This window comes from Mucilaginibacter sp. P2_A4, assembly GCF_056405015.1.
The window spans coordinates 428,866-443,699 of the sequence record NZ_JBFUCX010000002.1 but is presented as its reverse complement, the minus strand read 5'-3'; the positions used below and the strand labels follow the sequence as shown (position 1 = coordinate 443,699).

Sequence of the window (14,834 nt, the reverse complement as noted above, 5' to 3'; positions counted from 1 at the left end):
CACGAAACCCGCGTGCAATGGGCTTTTGCAAAGTACACGAATTTATACGATATTTTAGAATCACGCTTAATCAAATTCATTATTAAATAGATGCAAATCAATTTGCGTAAGTCAAAAAACCTCCACTACTAATTCGTGTAATTCGTTCTCATTTGTGCCATTAGTGTCTATTAAAATTAGTGTAATTCGTTCTCGTTCGTGCAATTCGTGTCTATTAAAATTTATAGCTACACTCCGGAATATGATCATTCACCATTCCTGTTGCCTGCATATGGGCGTAGCAAATAGTGGTACCAAAGAATTTGAAGCCCCGCTTTTTCATGTCTTTGCTAATAGCGTCAGATTCGGCTGTGCTAGCAGGTATTTTGTGGAAGTGATTTATAATAGGCTTACCACCGGGCATAAAACTGTACAGGTATTTATCAAACGAGCCAAATTCCTGTTGAATGCCGATAAACAGCTTCGCATTGCTGATAGCCGCCAGAATTTTAAGCCGGTTGCGGATAATACCGGCATCCTGCATCAGGCGTTCCACATCCTCATCTGTAAAGGCAGCTACTTTATGCACATCAAAATCTGCAAAGGCTTTTTTATAGCCATATCTCCTACGCAAAATGGTGATCCAGCTTAAACCGGCCTGGGCCGATTCAAGGATCAAAAACTCAAACAGGATATGGTCATCATGAACTTCCTTACCCCATTCTTCATCGTGATACTTGATATAAAGTTCGTCGGTCCCGGCCCATGAGCAGCGGGTTATTTCGTTGGTTTGTTGATTCATCGTTGCCATAAAAATGTGTATACTATGGTAAATTTATTGATGCGTTGTTTTTGTAACACACTTATAATATTTTTAATAACCGGGTAAGGGGTCTCTCCATCAGCTTGAATTTCGACGGGTAACGTTGCGTAATGTAATTTAACTGAGGCTCGTTCTGCACACTTTATCCAATTATATAATTCATCATTACATGATAAATCCGGCAGAATACCGACCTGGGAGTAATAGTCAGAAACATTGTAATAATTGTTAATATACCGCTTTAATGCACTCAGGGGCATGCCGATAACATCGGTTTTGCCAAATTTGGTTACTTCTCCCCCGGTAAATGGGATATGATATATTTCGGCCATTTGTTTTAAAACATCTTCGCGTATTTCAGGAGATTTAAGTGCGAGCATAATTTTGTTTTGTCCAACCAAAACACTTATGAAGTCAAAATCCGGATCACGCGTATTAAATGAATACCCAGCTGGTAAATTGATATTGATGGGATAACGTGCAACCGGTTTTCCGTAAACCAGCAAAAACATCAGTATAATTAATGCTAAATTAACCATAGGAAACATGTCAACATAAAACAGTTTGCGGCTTGATTTAGACTTATACATAAGTTTAGGATTAAGTGATAACAATTATAAACATGCACCGCACAACTATTGGATCTCCGCTGCACTGGCCGACCTTCTTTCACCTACGGTGCAAAGAGGGTAAGGAAATTTATTTTTCTGCCCCTCTATGCGCGAAGCGGAGAGAAGGGTGACAAGCGAAGCGATGTCGGGGTGAGTCGACTCGTCGCCATGCATCCAGATATCACGGATTTACCAATTGCAACCACTCAGCGGTCAGCTAAACCTCATTCAGCTCATCCCAATACTCCACTGCCCGGCGGTAATGCGGTATCACGATGGAACCTCCTACCAGGTTGGCAATCATAAAGATCTCGTTCATTTCATCGTGCTTTACACCAGCCTCAAAGCATTTGCCCAGGTGATATTTAATACAGTCATCGCAACGTAGCACCATGCTGGCTACCAGGCCCAGCATTTCTTTGGTTTTTACATCAAGGGCTCCATCGGCGTAACTGGTGGTATCAAGCGCGAAAAAGCGTTTGATGTTGGTGTTAGCAGTCTCCATTATCCTGTCGTTCATTTTAGACCGATAGGCGTCAAATTCTTCTATTAATTTTCCCACTTTATATTTATTGAGTTATTGAATGCCTTAACAATAGCAAATTGTTGGATTAGTGATTGCCTCAAATAATTTATAACATTACCTTTAGCCATTTACCTTACAATTTTACTAATTTATTTAGCATTTAAAGTTATAAATCTTTATTTTTATCTCAAGAATTTTATTTCAATTTTTACCGCATAATCAAAGAAAACATGGAAAGTTTATCACCCAATATTTTTGTTAAGGATATTAACGAAACCATTAAATTTTACCAGCTACTGGGTTTCGAACTGGTGGTTACCGTGCCCGAAACCGGCAACAACCTGGTGTGGGCTATGATGGCCAAAGGTAACGTTACGTTTATGTTTCAAACCATGGCCAGTCTGGGTGAGGAACTGCCCGATATTAGCCGGCAGGATGGAGCCTCCATGCTATTCTATATCAAACTTAAAAACATCCGCACTTTTTTTGAGGGGATAAAAGAGCTTGTACCTGTAATTAAAGGACTGGAAACTACTTTTTATGGGGCTACCGAATTTTCTATCAAGGATAATAACAATTATGTGCTGACTTTTGCGGAGGATGAGTAATAATTCCAACTTTTTTGCAACTCATCATCAGCAATAACGGTAATTTATCTTCTTTTCAATGATCAACTTTAAACGTGCCGACCACATTCACATTTGCGTTTCACCAGAAAAACTGGAGGAGGCAAAACTATTTTACACCAACGTTATCGGGCTGGAATTGATTGAAAGGCCCGATGTATTCACTTCTGCAGGTTATTGGTTCGCTATCGGCAATATTGATCTACATATTGGTGTTGAACACTTATTGCCGCGCACCATCAGGCATAGCGCTTTTGAGGTAACGAGTATTGTTGCTGCCCGAAAACATCTGCAAGATCACGGTATTGAAATTGTGGAAGAGCCCCAAATTGCAGGGCGTGAACGTTTTGCTTTTATAGATCCCTTTGGTAACCGGATGGAGTTGCTAGAGATGACCAGGTAGTGTTATTTATTCCAATTACTGAGCCAAAGCATCCTCTAACTGCTTAATTAATACATCTCTGTTCATGGGGAAACCGGCTTTTGATTGTTCGTACGATCCATCTTTTTTGATCACTACATAAGTAGGATAACCGTTGCCTTTTACCTTCGCCATAATATCTTGAGATAGGTTTTTGTTGGCCAAGATATGTGTACCTTTTAAATCAAAGTAGGCTATAAGTTTTTTCCATTCCTTTTCGTTTTGTAAATCAAAATTGGCAACATATAAATAACTTAACCCTTTATCTTTAAAATGGGCTTTTATAGCAGCACTATTTTTTTCAATTTCTCCACGGCATGGTCCGCACCAGGTTCCCCACATATCTAATAGTATGGTTTTCCCTTTTGTAATTGCAAGTACCTCATCAAAATTATTAAGCCTTATACCATTATCGGTAACAAAAACCATATCAGCTGTCAGGCTTTGCCGCTGCTTTTTTTTAACGGTATCAATTGAAGGGCTAAACCACTCCACATATTTACTGTGTGGGTAACGCTGTTTAAAGCGCTCAAAGATCTGGACTATATTTTTAGGATTTCGATCCCCCATAGCATTATCAAATAATACCGCGTAAAGGTATTCGGCCGACCTTCCTGTAAAATGTTTATTGATGATCTTTTCTTTCAGAAGGTTTTGCTGATCTTCATTAAATAATTTTGGCCCGACGGTTGTATCGGAGTTATACCATTCTTTAAAAAAAGTTACGGGATTTTTAAAACTTTCACCCCATAGCCTTTCCTTTTCTCGCATTAGAAAACTGCGAATCAAGCCTGTATAACTATTGGAGATTAAAGCATCGTTATTGTTAAGTTTAATTATTGCAAACAAGCTATCGTTTACATGTTGCCATTTGTCAAAATTTCGGGTATATGCATCCCGTACCTGGAATTTATTATTTTCTTTAAAATTATAATAAGTGTTTGCCGCATTATATTGCACATTATAATTGATGTTCTTTATAAAAGCCGCTGTGGGTTTAAATTGTTTAATATAACTTTCGGCGTTACTTTTATAAAATGATTGTTGATGGTTGATAACATCTATAACCCGATTAGGTATTGTATCACCGTAATACTTCATTAAATCGATGTCGCTGAAACTCCCAATTAATGGTTGGTTGTTGTTTGCTCCTTTGCCGGTAACAACAATACCATTATTATTTTTACTAAAATCGACCTTAAAAAAAAGATTATCTCCCGGCGACAAAAAGAAAACATATCTCAACGAATTAGAACGGGTTGAATCTCTTGAACAGAAAAAGGAAACAAATCTTGGCTGAGTTAAATTGAAAGCATATGACGATTTATATCCTTTACCTAAATGAATATCGATATCTCCTTTTTTCAGATAATCAAAATCAAAGGCATCACTGGTGGACAATGAACAATCAGGATTAGCAGAATTTAACAAGGTGATATGTAAAACCGCTTTCTGAGCTGCGGCTACTTTTAGAATAAATAAAAAGACAATAAATGCGACAAAAGTTTTTTTCATGATTAGGTAGGATTTGTAGAGTGAATAACGATATTTTTTAAACATTGTTATATCCTACCCTCAATCACAAAGCCAGCTCAATATTAGGATCCCAATACACCGTTTTAAAATCCTGCACCTGGTCGTCAACTACTTTTACGCCTTCGCTTTCCAGCATCTCCTGCATGGTGCTACCGCCGAAATGAAATTTAGCGGTGAGCAAGCCTTGCCTGTTAACTACCCTATGCGCCGGTACCGGTGGATTAACCCTGCCAGCCGCCTGCATGGCATAGCCCACCACGCGCGAGGAGCCTTTGGTGCCCAGGTATGAGGCAATAGCACCATAAGAAGTTACCCGTCCTTTAGGTATCAGCCGGGCAACCTGGTAAACTTTATCGAAAAAATTGATATCTTCCATTGATTAACCTACGCAAAAGAAAACTTAAGGTAGTTAATGTTCTTATTATCTTTTAAATATTTTTTCTCGTAGTAAGTTTTAATGGATAAAACCTCATCTGCATATTCCGAATGATATAGATCTTCGGTTTTAGCATGCAGTTTCAGTTTTAGCTCTTCTATCTTTTCGGCAGTATAAGCATGCAGGTCGTCATTATCCGTTTTAAGGTTAACACAGCCCGATGGTTTTAGGATTTCAATATACTTATCTAAAAAGCGCGGCGATGTGAGGCGTTTCTTTTCGCGACTTAACTGCGGCTGCGGATCGGGGAAGGTGATCCAAATTTCATCAACTTCTCCATCGGCAAAGTAATCCAGCAGGTTCTCTATTTGTATCCTCAGGAAGGCAACATTGTTTACACTATCTTCAATAGCTGTTTTAGCCCCGCGCCATATGCGGTTACCTTTATAATCAATACCAATAAAATTTTTATCGGGAAATAAATTGGCCAGGTTTACGGTGTATTCGCCTTTACCACAGGCAAGCTCCAAAACTACAGGGTTGTTGTTATTGAAAAAACCGGTATTCCATTGTCCCTTAAAAGGTTTACCGGCATCTAACTGTAATACATTACTAAAAGTATCTATCTCAGCAAAGCGTTTTAACTTATCTTTTCCCACTTTATATTTTAAAAATAAAGTGCAAAAATAGGTTTTTATGTTAATTGAGCAGAACGCGGTTTAAAATAGCTTTAAACAACTGCCCCGGTTGCCGGTTTTTTGTATGGTTCGGGTTTATAATCGCCCGTTGATTTCTTTTTGGTGAATTTTTCAAAAAGCCCCTTCACCGTACCCCAAATGCCCGAAACCGAATCTTCGTTAACGTAGTTTGATGCTTTTTGTGATACCAGCCCTACCAATGTTTTAATTAAAAAATTGGAGTTTTTAAAAATGGTTTTATTTAGGGTTAAGGGAATAACGAACCGCGAAATAAGGTTTATAATATCCGGATGAAAAAGCCCTGAACTACGCACACCATCACTATCAACAGAGCGCGGAAACATTGACAGAACAGATGAAAATATGGCAGAAGGACTACTAAAACGTGCCTTTAATGCAAAGCTTTGCTGACTCTCCAATGTTTTCAGCCTGAAAATCTCGTCCTGCAAATCGTTTATACTTCTTATTTTATAACTCATTGTGACTACCGTTTAAATATTTTCTGGATAAAGATGTTAGCCAAAGGCTTTTCAAAAGCACGTTTATTAAGCTTTATAATAATGGCAATTATTAAATAAATAAGAGCCACGCAACCAAAGCCCTCCCACAATGATTGAAACAGATCACCTAAATAAAAAGCGAGTGTAAAACTGGCAAATATAAAAGCCAGTAACATGCTTATTGCAACAATAACATCGGTAATAACGCTTGCTAAAATTGAAGTACTCCCCTCTATAGCCTCATATTTTAAAAGTTTAAAACGCGTTTCGGCGTATTCCTTTAACTGATCAATAATGGGCGGTAATGGTGGTGGTGTTTCTTTTTGGGCTTCCATAGGTGTTTGTTTGTTTTATAATTTTATAATCCCGGATAATTCACACAAAATGAATTATCCGGGCAATTTAAAATTATGCATGTTCCAAATCGTCCTGGTACTCTTCTTCGGCACCCCTTATCTTTGATTTAATGTTTTCAACTACCTTGTCTTTTAATCCAACAAGGTTATCAATTTCTGCCGCAGCGGTTTCTTTTATAGAGTCGCCAAGGTTCTTTAATGATTCTGTAAGTTTATCGCGTGTTTCGCCCCCTTTATCCGGAGCAAATAAAATACCTAAAGCTGCTCCTGCCGCCAGGCCTGCAAGTAAAGCAACAACTACTTTTGTGTTATCGTTCATTGGAATATAATTTAAAGTTGAACATTGATTGATTAATACTAAATACCTTGCCAAATATCATCAATTGTATTATTTGTATACAATTTCTGTATAAATAGTTTTTTTACTTATTGTGTTTTTGATACTGTGTTTACAAAAGTGAGCATTATACCTGTCAGTTTTCTGGCACTGTACGTATCCTTTCCAGTCGGTCGGCAGCTAAACGGTTGGTTTCATAAATCTCCAGTAACAATAAAAAGTAAGATAACAAAACCGGACCAAAAACCAAGCCCAAAATTCCAAAAAGAGGAATTCCAATGAATACCCCAACGATAGATATAATAGGATGCGTATTGGCTATGCGTTTGTTAATGATCATTCTTAGAAAATTATCAACGTTGCCAATAAACAACAAGCCATAAGCCAGCAACAAAACTCCCTGCCAGTTATGGCCCTGTGCAAATAAAACTATACTTGCCGGTATACATAATGTTGGCGCGCCCACAACCGGTAAAAACGAAATAAATACAGCTATAACTCCCCAGAATACCGGATCGGGTATGCCAAATATTAAAAAGCCATTTGCCAGCAGCACACCCTGTGTCAGGGCTATTATTCCTTGTCCTAAAACGTTAGAATAGGTAGAATCGCGCAGGGCGGCTGCAAATTTTAACGCGTGCTGCTCACGAAAAGGCGCATATTTGAGCAATCCGGCTTCAAACTCACTCATCTGTGTAAGCATAAAGTACAAAATAAAGTACAAAACCAGCAATGTAATAATAATGCTGGCCGCGCTGCTTAATATGGATGGGAACAAACCTGCGCCAATGCTGCCCAGTTTTTGAAGTGTATCTTCGGCAAAGTGTGGCTGATTGAGGTTTGCACCCGCAAAAGCATCAATTTTTGAAGTCCATTGATCAATAGGAAGATCTTTGATATTTATACTCGATATTTTCCCCACCACCATAATGCTTAGCGTAAGAAAAGGGATAACAATAATAATAAGCGAGGTGAAAATAATGAGCAGGGCTACCAGCGAGCCGTTCCAGCCCCTTTTATCGGACAGGTTAATATACAAAGGCCTAAAAATAGTGTATAACACAATGGCGCCAAGTATGCTGCTAAACAAACCGCTAAGCGCGTAAAGCAAAAAGCACCCCAATATAATGATGCTTGCCAGGATGATGTTGTTGCGCTGCTTATAATTAAAAATTGACATTAAAGGCTTAGCTAAAGAATCAAAAGGTTAAAGTCAGGAATCCGGGTAGAAAAAAGCACCAAAACCAATATCTCTTGATTCCTATATCTTAATTCTCTTCCATATTAAACAAAAAAACGCCAAAAAGTTTTGGCGTTTTTGAAAGAATATCCTTTGTACTTCATTTAATGAGTATCGTTTAACAGGTCATTTATTTTGGTCGAACTTGTTGAAATAGTATCAATATAAAACATGCAATCCTCGCTGATATCGGGCAGTTCATACTTTAGCTGTTCAAGCGCAAGGTGAATGTTTGAAAGCTGATTTTTTATGTCGTGCTTTAACTTGCGCAGGTTTTCATCCTCGCCTGTCCCCTGATTTTGTAGTAAATCCATCTTTTATTTAAGGTTGATGGCTTTCATTTTGTTATACAGCGTTTTCCTGTCTATCTTCAATATCTCGGCGGCCTTGGTTTTGTTAAAGTTCACTTCTCTTAAAACCCTTATAATGGTTTCATATTCTGCTTCAAGTGCCGCGTTTTTCAAATCATGACGATTTTCCCTTATTTCCGGCGCATCATGTGGTATTGAATTAGAATTATGGGAGTACTCAAACGATGGTGTTTTAAAATTTGATATCTCCAAAGGCAATGCCTTCATCGTGATCTCATTATCCTCGGCAAGTAAAGCCGCCCTCCTGATCACGTTCTTCAGTTCGCGGATATTTCCCGGCCAGCGGTAATTCATAAAACAATCAATTACCTCGGGCGAAAAAGTATCTACATTACGCCCCAATTCATTGTTTGCTATTCTTAAAAAATGGTCGGCCAGCAGCATGATGTCATTACCACGTTCGCGCAAAGGCGGCATATATATGGTAAACTCATTAAAGCGATGGTACAGATCTTCCCTGAATCTTCCCTTTTGGATGCCCTCCTGCAGACTCTCATTAGTGGCTATAATAATGCGCACATCAAGATCAATCTCCTTAGTACTGCCTATTCTTTTAACCTTACGCTCTTGTACGGTACGCAATAAGGCAGCCTGAATTTCATAGGATAGGTTGCCTACCTCGTCCAAAAACAAAGTGCCCCCATTAGCCATTTCAAAGTGACCTATTTTTGTATATAGCGCTCCGGTAAATGATCCTTTTTCGTGACCAAAAAACTCACTTGCGGCAAGCTCCTTTGTTAATGAACCGCAATCCATAGCTATAAAGGGCTGATTATGACGCGGGCTGTTCAGGTGGATGCTTTTGGCTACCGATTCTTTACCGGTACCGCTTTCGCCCAAAATAATCACACTGTAATTGGTTGGTGCAACCAATTCAATCTGCCGCAAAAGCTCCTTCGAAGTTTTGCTGACACCTGCAACAAACTCACTTGCAAAAACCTGCTTTTTGTTCTCCTTGCTTTTTGATTTATCAGCAACTACCGTAACAGCATTTCCCGACTCTTCGACCAATGCGTAATGGGTTTCAAAGGCTTTATTAATGGTATTTAATATCTCGTCGGGGTACAAAGGCTTGGTGATATAGTCATAGGCTCCCATTTTAATGAGCTCGACAGCCATTTTTATATCCGAGTAGCCTGTAATAATAATAACACCCGTTTTTGGATAATGTATTTTAATATTACGCAACATTTCGCGGCCATCGGTATCCTCCAGCCTGAAATCGCAAAGCACCAGGTTGTACTCGCTTTCTTTAAGTGCCTCCATTCCGCCTGTGCCGCTTGTTGCGGTCTTTACATCAAAACCATTGCGTATTAAAAATTTAGATAGCAATAAGCCTACATTAACTTCATCATCAATGATGAGGATTTTCTTCATATCAGTTATAACAGGTGATGGTAAATGTATTAAAGCCGTTAAGTTACAAACAATGTTGCTAATTTGAGGATGTTTTATTTAATAATAGTTGTTCACAGGTTAAAAAAATGTCAGAGAACAAAAAAGGGAGACCAAATTTGGCCTCCCTCTTTAATAGGTATAAGTAGGATCGATATTAAAATCCGTAAGCTACACGTACGCCAATAAAGTTTACTTTACTTGCATCAACGCCAGTAGCATACTTGGTAGTAGCCTCGTAACGTACACCGGCATCAATAAAGCTGCTTTTGCTTACAGGGAACTGAACACCAATTTGCGGAGCATAAACAAACGCGGTTGATTTATTAGCGCCAACATCACTTTTGTTTAACAAAAATGCTGCACCTGCTTCACCCTGAACATAAAAGTTTTCGATAGGGAAGAATTTTAAACCGGCTTTTACAGGTATTAAATGAAAATCAGTTACATCTGCATTAGCAACACCACCAATATTCTTTTTACCAAAAATGTTATTGTAACCCGCATTAACAGTTACAAATAATTGGTTTTTGTAAACCGGGATATCTGCCTGTACCGAACCGCCTAAGTTCCATTTGTAGTTATCTTTAAAGTTACCTACAGGTATACCTGCATCAACACCAATGCTGTAACGGATACCGCCCGGGGTAGTAGTTGTAGTAGAAGTAGTTGTTGTGGTAGTTGTTGTTTGAGCTGATGCGCCAAGGCCTAAACCGGCAAAAGCTAAAATTAAAGCTGAAATTTTGAATGAATTTTTCATAACAATTGTTGTGTTTTGATATTTGTTTTTGTTTTAAACACAGGGCAAATTAAAGCACCAAATCATATATGATTTTTCATCCCAAAGTCACGAGTATTTAATCAATTGATTAATAGTATTTTATTTTCTGACCATAAGGGTACCATGGTCAGGCTATTGTCAAATGGGATTACAATTGCCTTTTTACTGTCAAAATTAACACAGAATTAACATTGGACTTCAAGGCACAGAAAGGGGTTTTCTGCGTGAATTGATCTTTTTTTCAGTTTAGATTGAAATTTGGAGAAAAAAAAGCTGCGCGATTCTTTTTTGTGGTTCTTGTTTGTTGAGAGAATCAGAGGGGGATATTAATTACCACATAGCACAAATTAACCCCGATGTCATTTCGATTGAGCAGGGACAGGAATGAGCGCGGCGCGAAAGAGAAATCTTATGCGATATGCTAAGTCTACGTGCACTGTTTCGAATAAAGATCTTTTGATATTCAGGGAACTATACAAGTTGTACCTTTAAAGCCTGTAGAAACATTGGACTTTCCTGAATGATGAAGAGGCAATGATTAGAATATAATTATATATAAACAAACCATTTCCTAATATAAGATAATATCCAGGCTTAGCATCTTGCATAAGATTTCTCTTTCGCCCCACCTCACTATCCCTTCCCGAGCTCAATCGAAATGACATCGGGGTTAATTTGTGCTATGGGCTAATAAAAATCTGCTTCCCTTGAGGCTATTACTTCCCTTTAAATTCCGCTTTACGTTTCCCTAAAAAAGCGGCAACACCTTCTTTAAAGTCTTCGGTACCGAAACATTTTCCAAACTCTTCTATTTCGGTTTCAAATCCGTTTACCCCATCATTAAAACCGACATTTACAGACCGGATAGCAGCAGCAAGGGCTAAAGGAGCCCGAAGCAATATCTTTTTCATTAACTCTTCGGCTTTTTCCAACAACGCTTCCGGAGCAAACACATGGGTAACTAATCCATAATGAAGCGCATCGGCCGCATTGATCATGTCGCCTGTTAAAATCATCTCAAAGGCTTTGCCTTTACCCACCAATTGGGGTAAGCGTTGGGTACCACCATACCCCGGAATTAATCCCAGGGTAACTTCGGGCGTGCCCATTTTTGCTGTTTCGGCAGCCACGCGGATATGGCAGGCCATGGCCAGTTCAAGGCCTCCACCCAAAGCAAACCCGTTTATGGCCGCAAGCACGGGTTTACTGCCATTAGCAATCTGGTCAAAAACTTCAGTTTGGTTATTGCTGGCAAGCGCGGTACCCCCGTCAACAGCCAGGTCGGCAAATTCACTAATATCGGCGCCGGCTACAAAAGCCTTTGTTCCTGCCCCGGTTAAAATAATGCCGCCCACAGCCGGGTTATTAAATGCTTCAAAAAATGCGGTATGCAGCTCGGCAAGGGTGGCTTTGTTGAGCGCATTGAGCTTGCTTTCCCTATTGATAGTAATATATTGTATACGATCTTGATTGTTGATCAACAAATTTTGAAATTCCATTGCAATAGCTATTTAAAAGTTACGGTGCTTATGCACCCAATCCGTTATGTATTTAACAATGTCCTGCGTGCTGGTTCCGGGCGGAAAAAGTTCACCTACGCCCTGCTCTTTCAGGGTTATCATATCATCATTTGGGATAATCCCGCCGCCGGTTACAAGCACGTCATCCATCTGCTTCTCTTTTATAAGCTTGAGTATTTTGGGGAAGACCGTCATGTGCGCTCCTGATAATATGGAAATACCAATGGCATCCACATCTTCCTGCAGGGCGGTATTTACTACCATCTCAGGTGTTTGGCGCAAGCCGGTATAAATTACTTCCATACCGGCATCGCGCAGCGACGTAGCTATAATGCGTGCGCCGCGGTCGTGCCCGTCAAGCCCTACTTTGGCAACTAAAACGCGGATGGGTCGGTTAAAGGTATTACTCATGTAAACCGGATTGGTTGCCGTAAAAGTAATAAGAATGAAAGATAATACCGAATACTGAATTTATAGCTCCGAACATCGAAATTGATGATTAATTAAAATTCATCTTTGATATTGGTCATTGAATGTTCGGGAGCAAACAAGCTGAGGCAAACTGAACAGGCAATTTATTGTTTTTTTAGCCGGTAGGTATAACTATAGCCATCACCACCTTTAACCAGTATTAAACTGTCTCCTTTATATTCTGCAGAATAAGTACCACTTAATAAAAGACTCCAGTTAAAATTAGCGGTGTGCACCAGGCTATCTGTAAAAGCAATCTGATCGTTATTATTTAAGGCGAAGGTTCCCTTGCTGCTCAGTGGCAGAAGTCCCGTAGTAGGAAAAGCGTGGTAATTATTGCCTGTTATTTCCAGTTTAAAATCAATAACGCCTGGTGTCGATTGAGCACCCTGGGTAACCAGCCTGCCTGTGTAATTACCCTGAAGCTTCTGCGATGTCACGTTATCCTTTTTGCAACCACCCGCCACTACAAGCGCGATGAATAAAAACAGTAGGCCAAATGCTTTCATAAAATCATTTTTATACCATTACGATAAGCATTGCACTTGTGCTACAGTTTGTTAAATAACATTTATTTATTGGCTTAGTAACGGCCTGGTAAACATCTCAAAAAATAAATTTTAACTTTGCCCTGTTATGATGATCAGTGAGGCCACAACTTTCAACTTGCTTGAACAAGATCTTTTACTCCTCCCACAAAAAGCCATTTACTGGCAACAGCAAAAAGCTTTAATCATTACCGATGTGCATTTTGGTAAGGTGGGGCATTTTCGTAAAGCCGGCATAGCCGTGCCCCGCGATATGGAGCAAAGCGACCTGGCTACCCTATCTGATCTCATCCACGAACACAAACCCGAAAAGCTGTTATTCCTGGGCGATCTGTTTCATAGCGATATGAATAACGACTGGGATTGGTTCATCCTTTGGCGCAGTCAGTTCCCGCAGATACAGATCATCCTCATAAAAGGCAACCATGATATTATTGCCGACAGCCATTACCAAAAACTTAACATCGAACTACATAACGAACTGCTGATCGCACCGTTCCTGATGCTCCACCATCCTTTGCCCGATGATAAGCTGCAAAACGCCGCCGCCTATGTTTTTTGTGGTCATATTCACCCCGGTATAAACTTAAGCGGCCGTGGCAGGCAAAGCATAACCCTACCCTGTTTTGCTTTTGGCAGCAGGCAGGCCATACTACCTTCTTTTGGCAAGTTTACTGGCAGGGTGGCTATCCGCAGCGCTCAAAACGATAAAATATTTGCCGTTTTAAAAGATAAGGTAATAGCAATTGCTTAATTCTCCCTGCTTTAACCCTCATTTTAATCATAATTACCGTGTAATTGCACTGTAATTTCTTAGATTGATTCTAAATAACTTTTTAGCCGCTAATAAGCCGAATCCATTTATATCTTTTGGCATTTAATAAATACTTTTGCCAAAATAAATCTATTTCATAATGAGCGAAATTAAACAAACCTTTAACTCATCGCTGGGAAAAAAGCTTATCATGGCTTTAACAGGCTTGTTTTTGTGTACTTTTATCATAGTACACCTTGGGGGCAACCTGTTGTTATTTAGCAACGATAATGGTTTTGGTTTTAATGTGTATGCCAATTTTTTAACACATTTTCCACCTATCGAAGTTATCGCATACCTGCTTTACCTGTCTATCCTGGTACATGCGTTGTACGCAATTATTTTAACAGTTAAAAACCGCAAGGCACGCCCTGTAGGTTATGCTGTAGCACAAAAATCAGATGCAACATGGTCGTCAAAAAACATGGGACTGCTTGGTTCAATCCTGTTTTTATTCATCGTGATTCACATGAGCGATTTCTGGTTCAGTTATCATAACGATAAAACCATGGGCTTTAAAGAGTACCGTACCGACCTGAAAACCGGCGTGACTACAGATGTTGATTACAACCCTGGCTATGCCGAGTTCAACAAATCAGTTTCTGTTGTAAACGATGTGGAAATTGTAAGAGTGAAAGACCTGCATGCACGCGTGGTTAGAAGCTTTAGCAGCTTATGGTATGTTATATTCTACGTAATTGCCATGGGTGCTTTATCATTCCACCTGCTACATGGTTTCCAGAGTGCTTTCCGCACGTTGGGCTGGGTACACCGTAAATACACACCTGTAGTGTATGCAGTAGGCACCTGGTTTTTTGCGGTAATTATTCCGCTGGCTTTTGCAGCGATGCCGGTGTATTACTTTTTTATGCACAGAGGTTAATTAAGTTGGATTTGGTTGATGA

At 39.5% G+C, this 14,834-nt stretch carries 20 protein-coding genes; 4 read left to right on the top strand and 16 right to left on the bottom strand.

Annotated features, from left to right (window positions below):
- Nucleotides 1-214: 214 nt before the first annotated feature.
- The 3 genes from AC1DYB_RS05985 to AC1DYB_RS05975 all read right to left on the bottom strand — a co-directional run bounded on the left by AC1DYB_RS05985 (nucleotide 215) and on the right by AC1DYB_RS05975 (nucleotide 1,975).
- The gene (locus tag AC1DYB_RS05985; protein WP_477433415.1) at nucleotides 215-781 is read right to left on the bottom strand and encodes a DNA-3-methyladenine glycosylase I; all 567 of its coding nucleotides are present in this window, start codon (nucleotides 779-781) and stop codon (nucleotides 215-217) included.
- Nucleotides 778-1,392, bottom strand: coding sequence for a biopolymer transporter ExbD (locus tag AC1DYB_RS05980; RefSeq protein WP_477433231.1), 615 nt, complete (start codon nucleotides 1,390-1,392; stop codon nucleotides 778-780). The genes AC1DYB_RS05985 and AC1DYB_RS05980 overlap by 4 nt, the downstream gene beginning before the upstream one ends.
- Before the next feature lie 238 nt (nucleotides 1,393-1,630).
- Nucleotides 1,631-1,975 carry a carboxymuconolactone decarboxylase family protein gene (locus tag AC1DYB_RS05975; RefSeq protein ID WP_477398891.1) on the bottom strand — a complete coding sequence of 115 codons (345 nt, stop codon included), beginning with the start codon at nucleotides 1,973-1,975 and terminating at the stop codon, nucleotides 1,631-1,633.
- Between the two features lie 194 nt (nucleotides 1,976-2,169).
- Between AC1DYB_RS05975 and AC1DYB_RS05970 the strand changes: the two genes are divergently transcribed.
- A complete protein-coding gene (locus AC1DYB_RS05970) occupies nucleotides 2,170-2,547 on the top strand; it encodes a VOC family protein (RefSeq protein WP_477398889.1) in 378 nt (125 codons plus the stop codon).
- Between the two features lie 58 nt (nucleotides 2,548-2,605).
- Complete coding sequence (locus AC1DYB_RS05965; protein WP_477433229.1) at nucleotides 2,606-2,968, top strand: VOC family protein; 363 nt, start codon at nucleotides 2,606-2,608, stop codon at nucleotides 2,966-2,968.
- A 15-nt stretch (nucleotides 2,969-2,983) separates the two neighbouring features.
- Here the strand turns inward: AC1DYB_RS05965 and AC1DYB_RS05960 are convergent, their stop codons facing one another.
- The 13 genes from AC1DYB_RS05960 to AC1DYB_RS05900 form a co-directional block, all read right to left on the bottom strand.
- On the bottom strand, nucleotides 2,984-4,501 hold the full coding sequence (locus AC1DYB_RS05960) for a TlpA family protein disulfide reductase (RefSeq protein WP_477433227.1): 1,518 nt from the start codon (nucleotides 4,499-4,501) through the stop codon (nucleotides 2,984-2,986).
- 64 nt (nucleotides 4,502-4,565) lie between these two features.
- On the bottom strand, nucleotides 4,566-4,898 hold the full coding sequence (locus AC1DYB_RS05955) for an MGMT family protein (protein ID WP_477398883.1): 333 nt from the start codon (nucleotides 4,896-4,898) through the stop codon (nucleotides 4,566-4,568).
- An 8-nt stretch (nucleotides 4,899-4,906) separates the two neighbouring features.
- Nucleotides 4,907-5,557: a tRNA (guanosine(46)-N7)-methyltransferase TrmB gene (trmB, locus tag AC1DYB_RS05950; protein ID WP_477433225.1), complete on the bottom strand. Its 651-nt coding sequence runs from the start codon at nucleotides 5,555-5,557 to the stop codon at nucleotides 4,907-4,909.
- 71 nt (nucleotides 5,558-5,628) lie between these two features.
- A complete protein-coding gene (locus AC1DYB_RS05945) occupies nucleotides 5,629-6,075 on the bottom strand; it encodes a hypothetical protein (RefSeq protein WP_477433223.1) in 447 nt (148 codons plus the stop codon).
- A gap of 5 nt (nucleotides 6,076-6,080) precedes the next feature.
- Nucleotides 6,081-6,431, bottom strand: coding sequence for a phage holin family protein (locus AC1DYB_RS05940; protein WP_477433221.1), 351 nt, complete (start codon nucleotides 6,429-6,431; stop codon nucleotides 6,081-6,083).
- Between the two features lie 73 nt (nucleotides 6,432-6,504).
- Nucleotides 6,505-6,771, bottom strand: a complete 267-nt coding sequence (locus AC1DYB_RS05935; RefSeq protein WP_147052900.1) for a YtxH domain-containing protein — start codon at nucleotides 6,769-6,771, stop codon at nucleotides 6,505-6,507.
- A gap of 154 nt (nucleotides 6,772-6,925) precedes the next feature.
- Nucleotides 6,926-7,969: an AI-2E family transporter gene (locus AC1DYB_RS05930; protein ID WP_295721420.1), complete on the bottom strand. Its 1,044-nt coding sequence runs from the start codon at nucleotides 7,967-7,969 to the stop codon at nucleotides 6,926-6,928.
- A 164-nt stretch (nucleotides 7,970-8,133) separates the two neighbouring features.
- On the bottom strand, nucleotides 8,134-8,343 hold the full coding sequence (locus tag AC1DYB_RS05925) for a hypothetical protein (protein WP_295721422.1): 210 nt from the start codon (nucleotides 8,341-8,343) through the stop codon (nucleotides 8,134-8,136).
- Nucleotides 8,344-8,346: 3 nt separating this feature from the next.
- Nucleotides 8,347-9,777, bottom strand: a complete 1,431-nt coding sequence (locus tag AC1DYB_RS05920) for a sigma-54-dependent transcriptional regulator (protein ID WP_477433219.1) — start codon at nucleotides 9,775-9,777, stop codon at nucleotides 8,347-8,349.
- Nucleotides 9,778-9,952: 175 nt separating this feature from the next.
- Nucleotides 9,953-10,555 carry a hypothetical protein gene (locus tag AC1DYB_RS05915; protein ID WP_477433217.1) on the bottom strand — a complete coding sequence of 201 codons (603 nt, stop codon included), beginning with the start codon at nucleotides 10,553-10,555 and terminating at the stop codon, nucleotides 9,953-9,955.
- Nucleotides 10,556-11,292: 737 nt separating this feature from the next.
- Entirely contained in the window at nucleotides 11,293-12,075 is a 783-nt protein-coding gene (locus AC1DYB_RS05910; RefSeq protein ID WP_477433215.1) for an enoyl-CoA hydratase/isomerase family protein, read from the bottom strand.
- 12 nt (nucleotides 12,076-12,087) lie between these two features.
- Nucleotides 12,088-12,507: a cobalamin B12-binding domain-containing protein gene (locus AC1DYB_RS05905; RefSeq protein WP_477398407.1), complete on the bottom strand. Its 420-nt coding sequence runs from the start codon at nucleotides 12,505-12,507 to the stop codon at nucleotides 12,088-12,090.
- 164 nt (nucleotides 12,508-12,671) lie between these two features.
- The gene (locus AC1DYB_RS05900; RefSeq protein ID WP_477433213.1) at nucleotides 12,672-13,076 is read right to left on the bottom strand and encodes a hypothetical protein; all 405 of its coding nucleotides are present in this window, start codon (nucleotides 13,074-13,076) and stop codon (nucleotides 12,672-12,674) included.
- Between the two features lie 127 nt (nucleotides 13,077-13,203).
- Between AC1DYB_RS05900 and pdeM the strand changes: the two genes are divergently transcribed.
- Both pdeM and AC1DYB_RS05890 read left to right on the top strand, forming a co-directional pair.
- The gene (pdeM, locus tag AC1DYB_RS05895; protein ID WP_295721435.1) at nucleotides 13,204-13,869 is read left to right on the top strand and encodes a ligase-associated DNA damage response endonuclease PdeM; all 666 of its coding nucleotides are present in this window, start codon (nucleotides 13,204-13,206) and stop codon (nucleotides 13,867-13,869) included.
- Between the two features lie 160 nt (nucleotides 13,870-14,029).
- Nucleotides 14,030-14,812 (top strand): succinate dehydrogenase cytochrome b subunit, encoded by a 783-nt coding sequence (locus AC1DYB_RS05890; protein ID WP_295721437.1) that lies wholly within the window; start codon nucleotides 14,030-14,032, stop codon nucleotides 14,810-14,812.
- Nucleotides 14,813-14,834 lie beyond the last annotated feature (22 nt).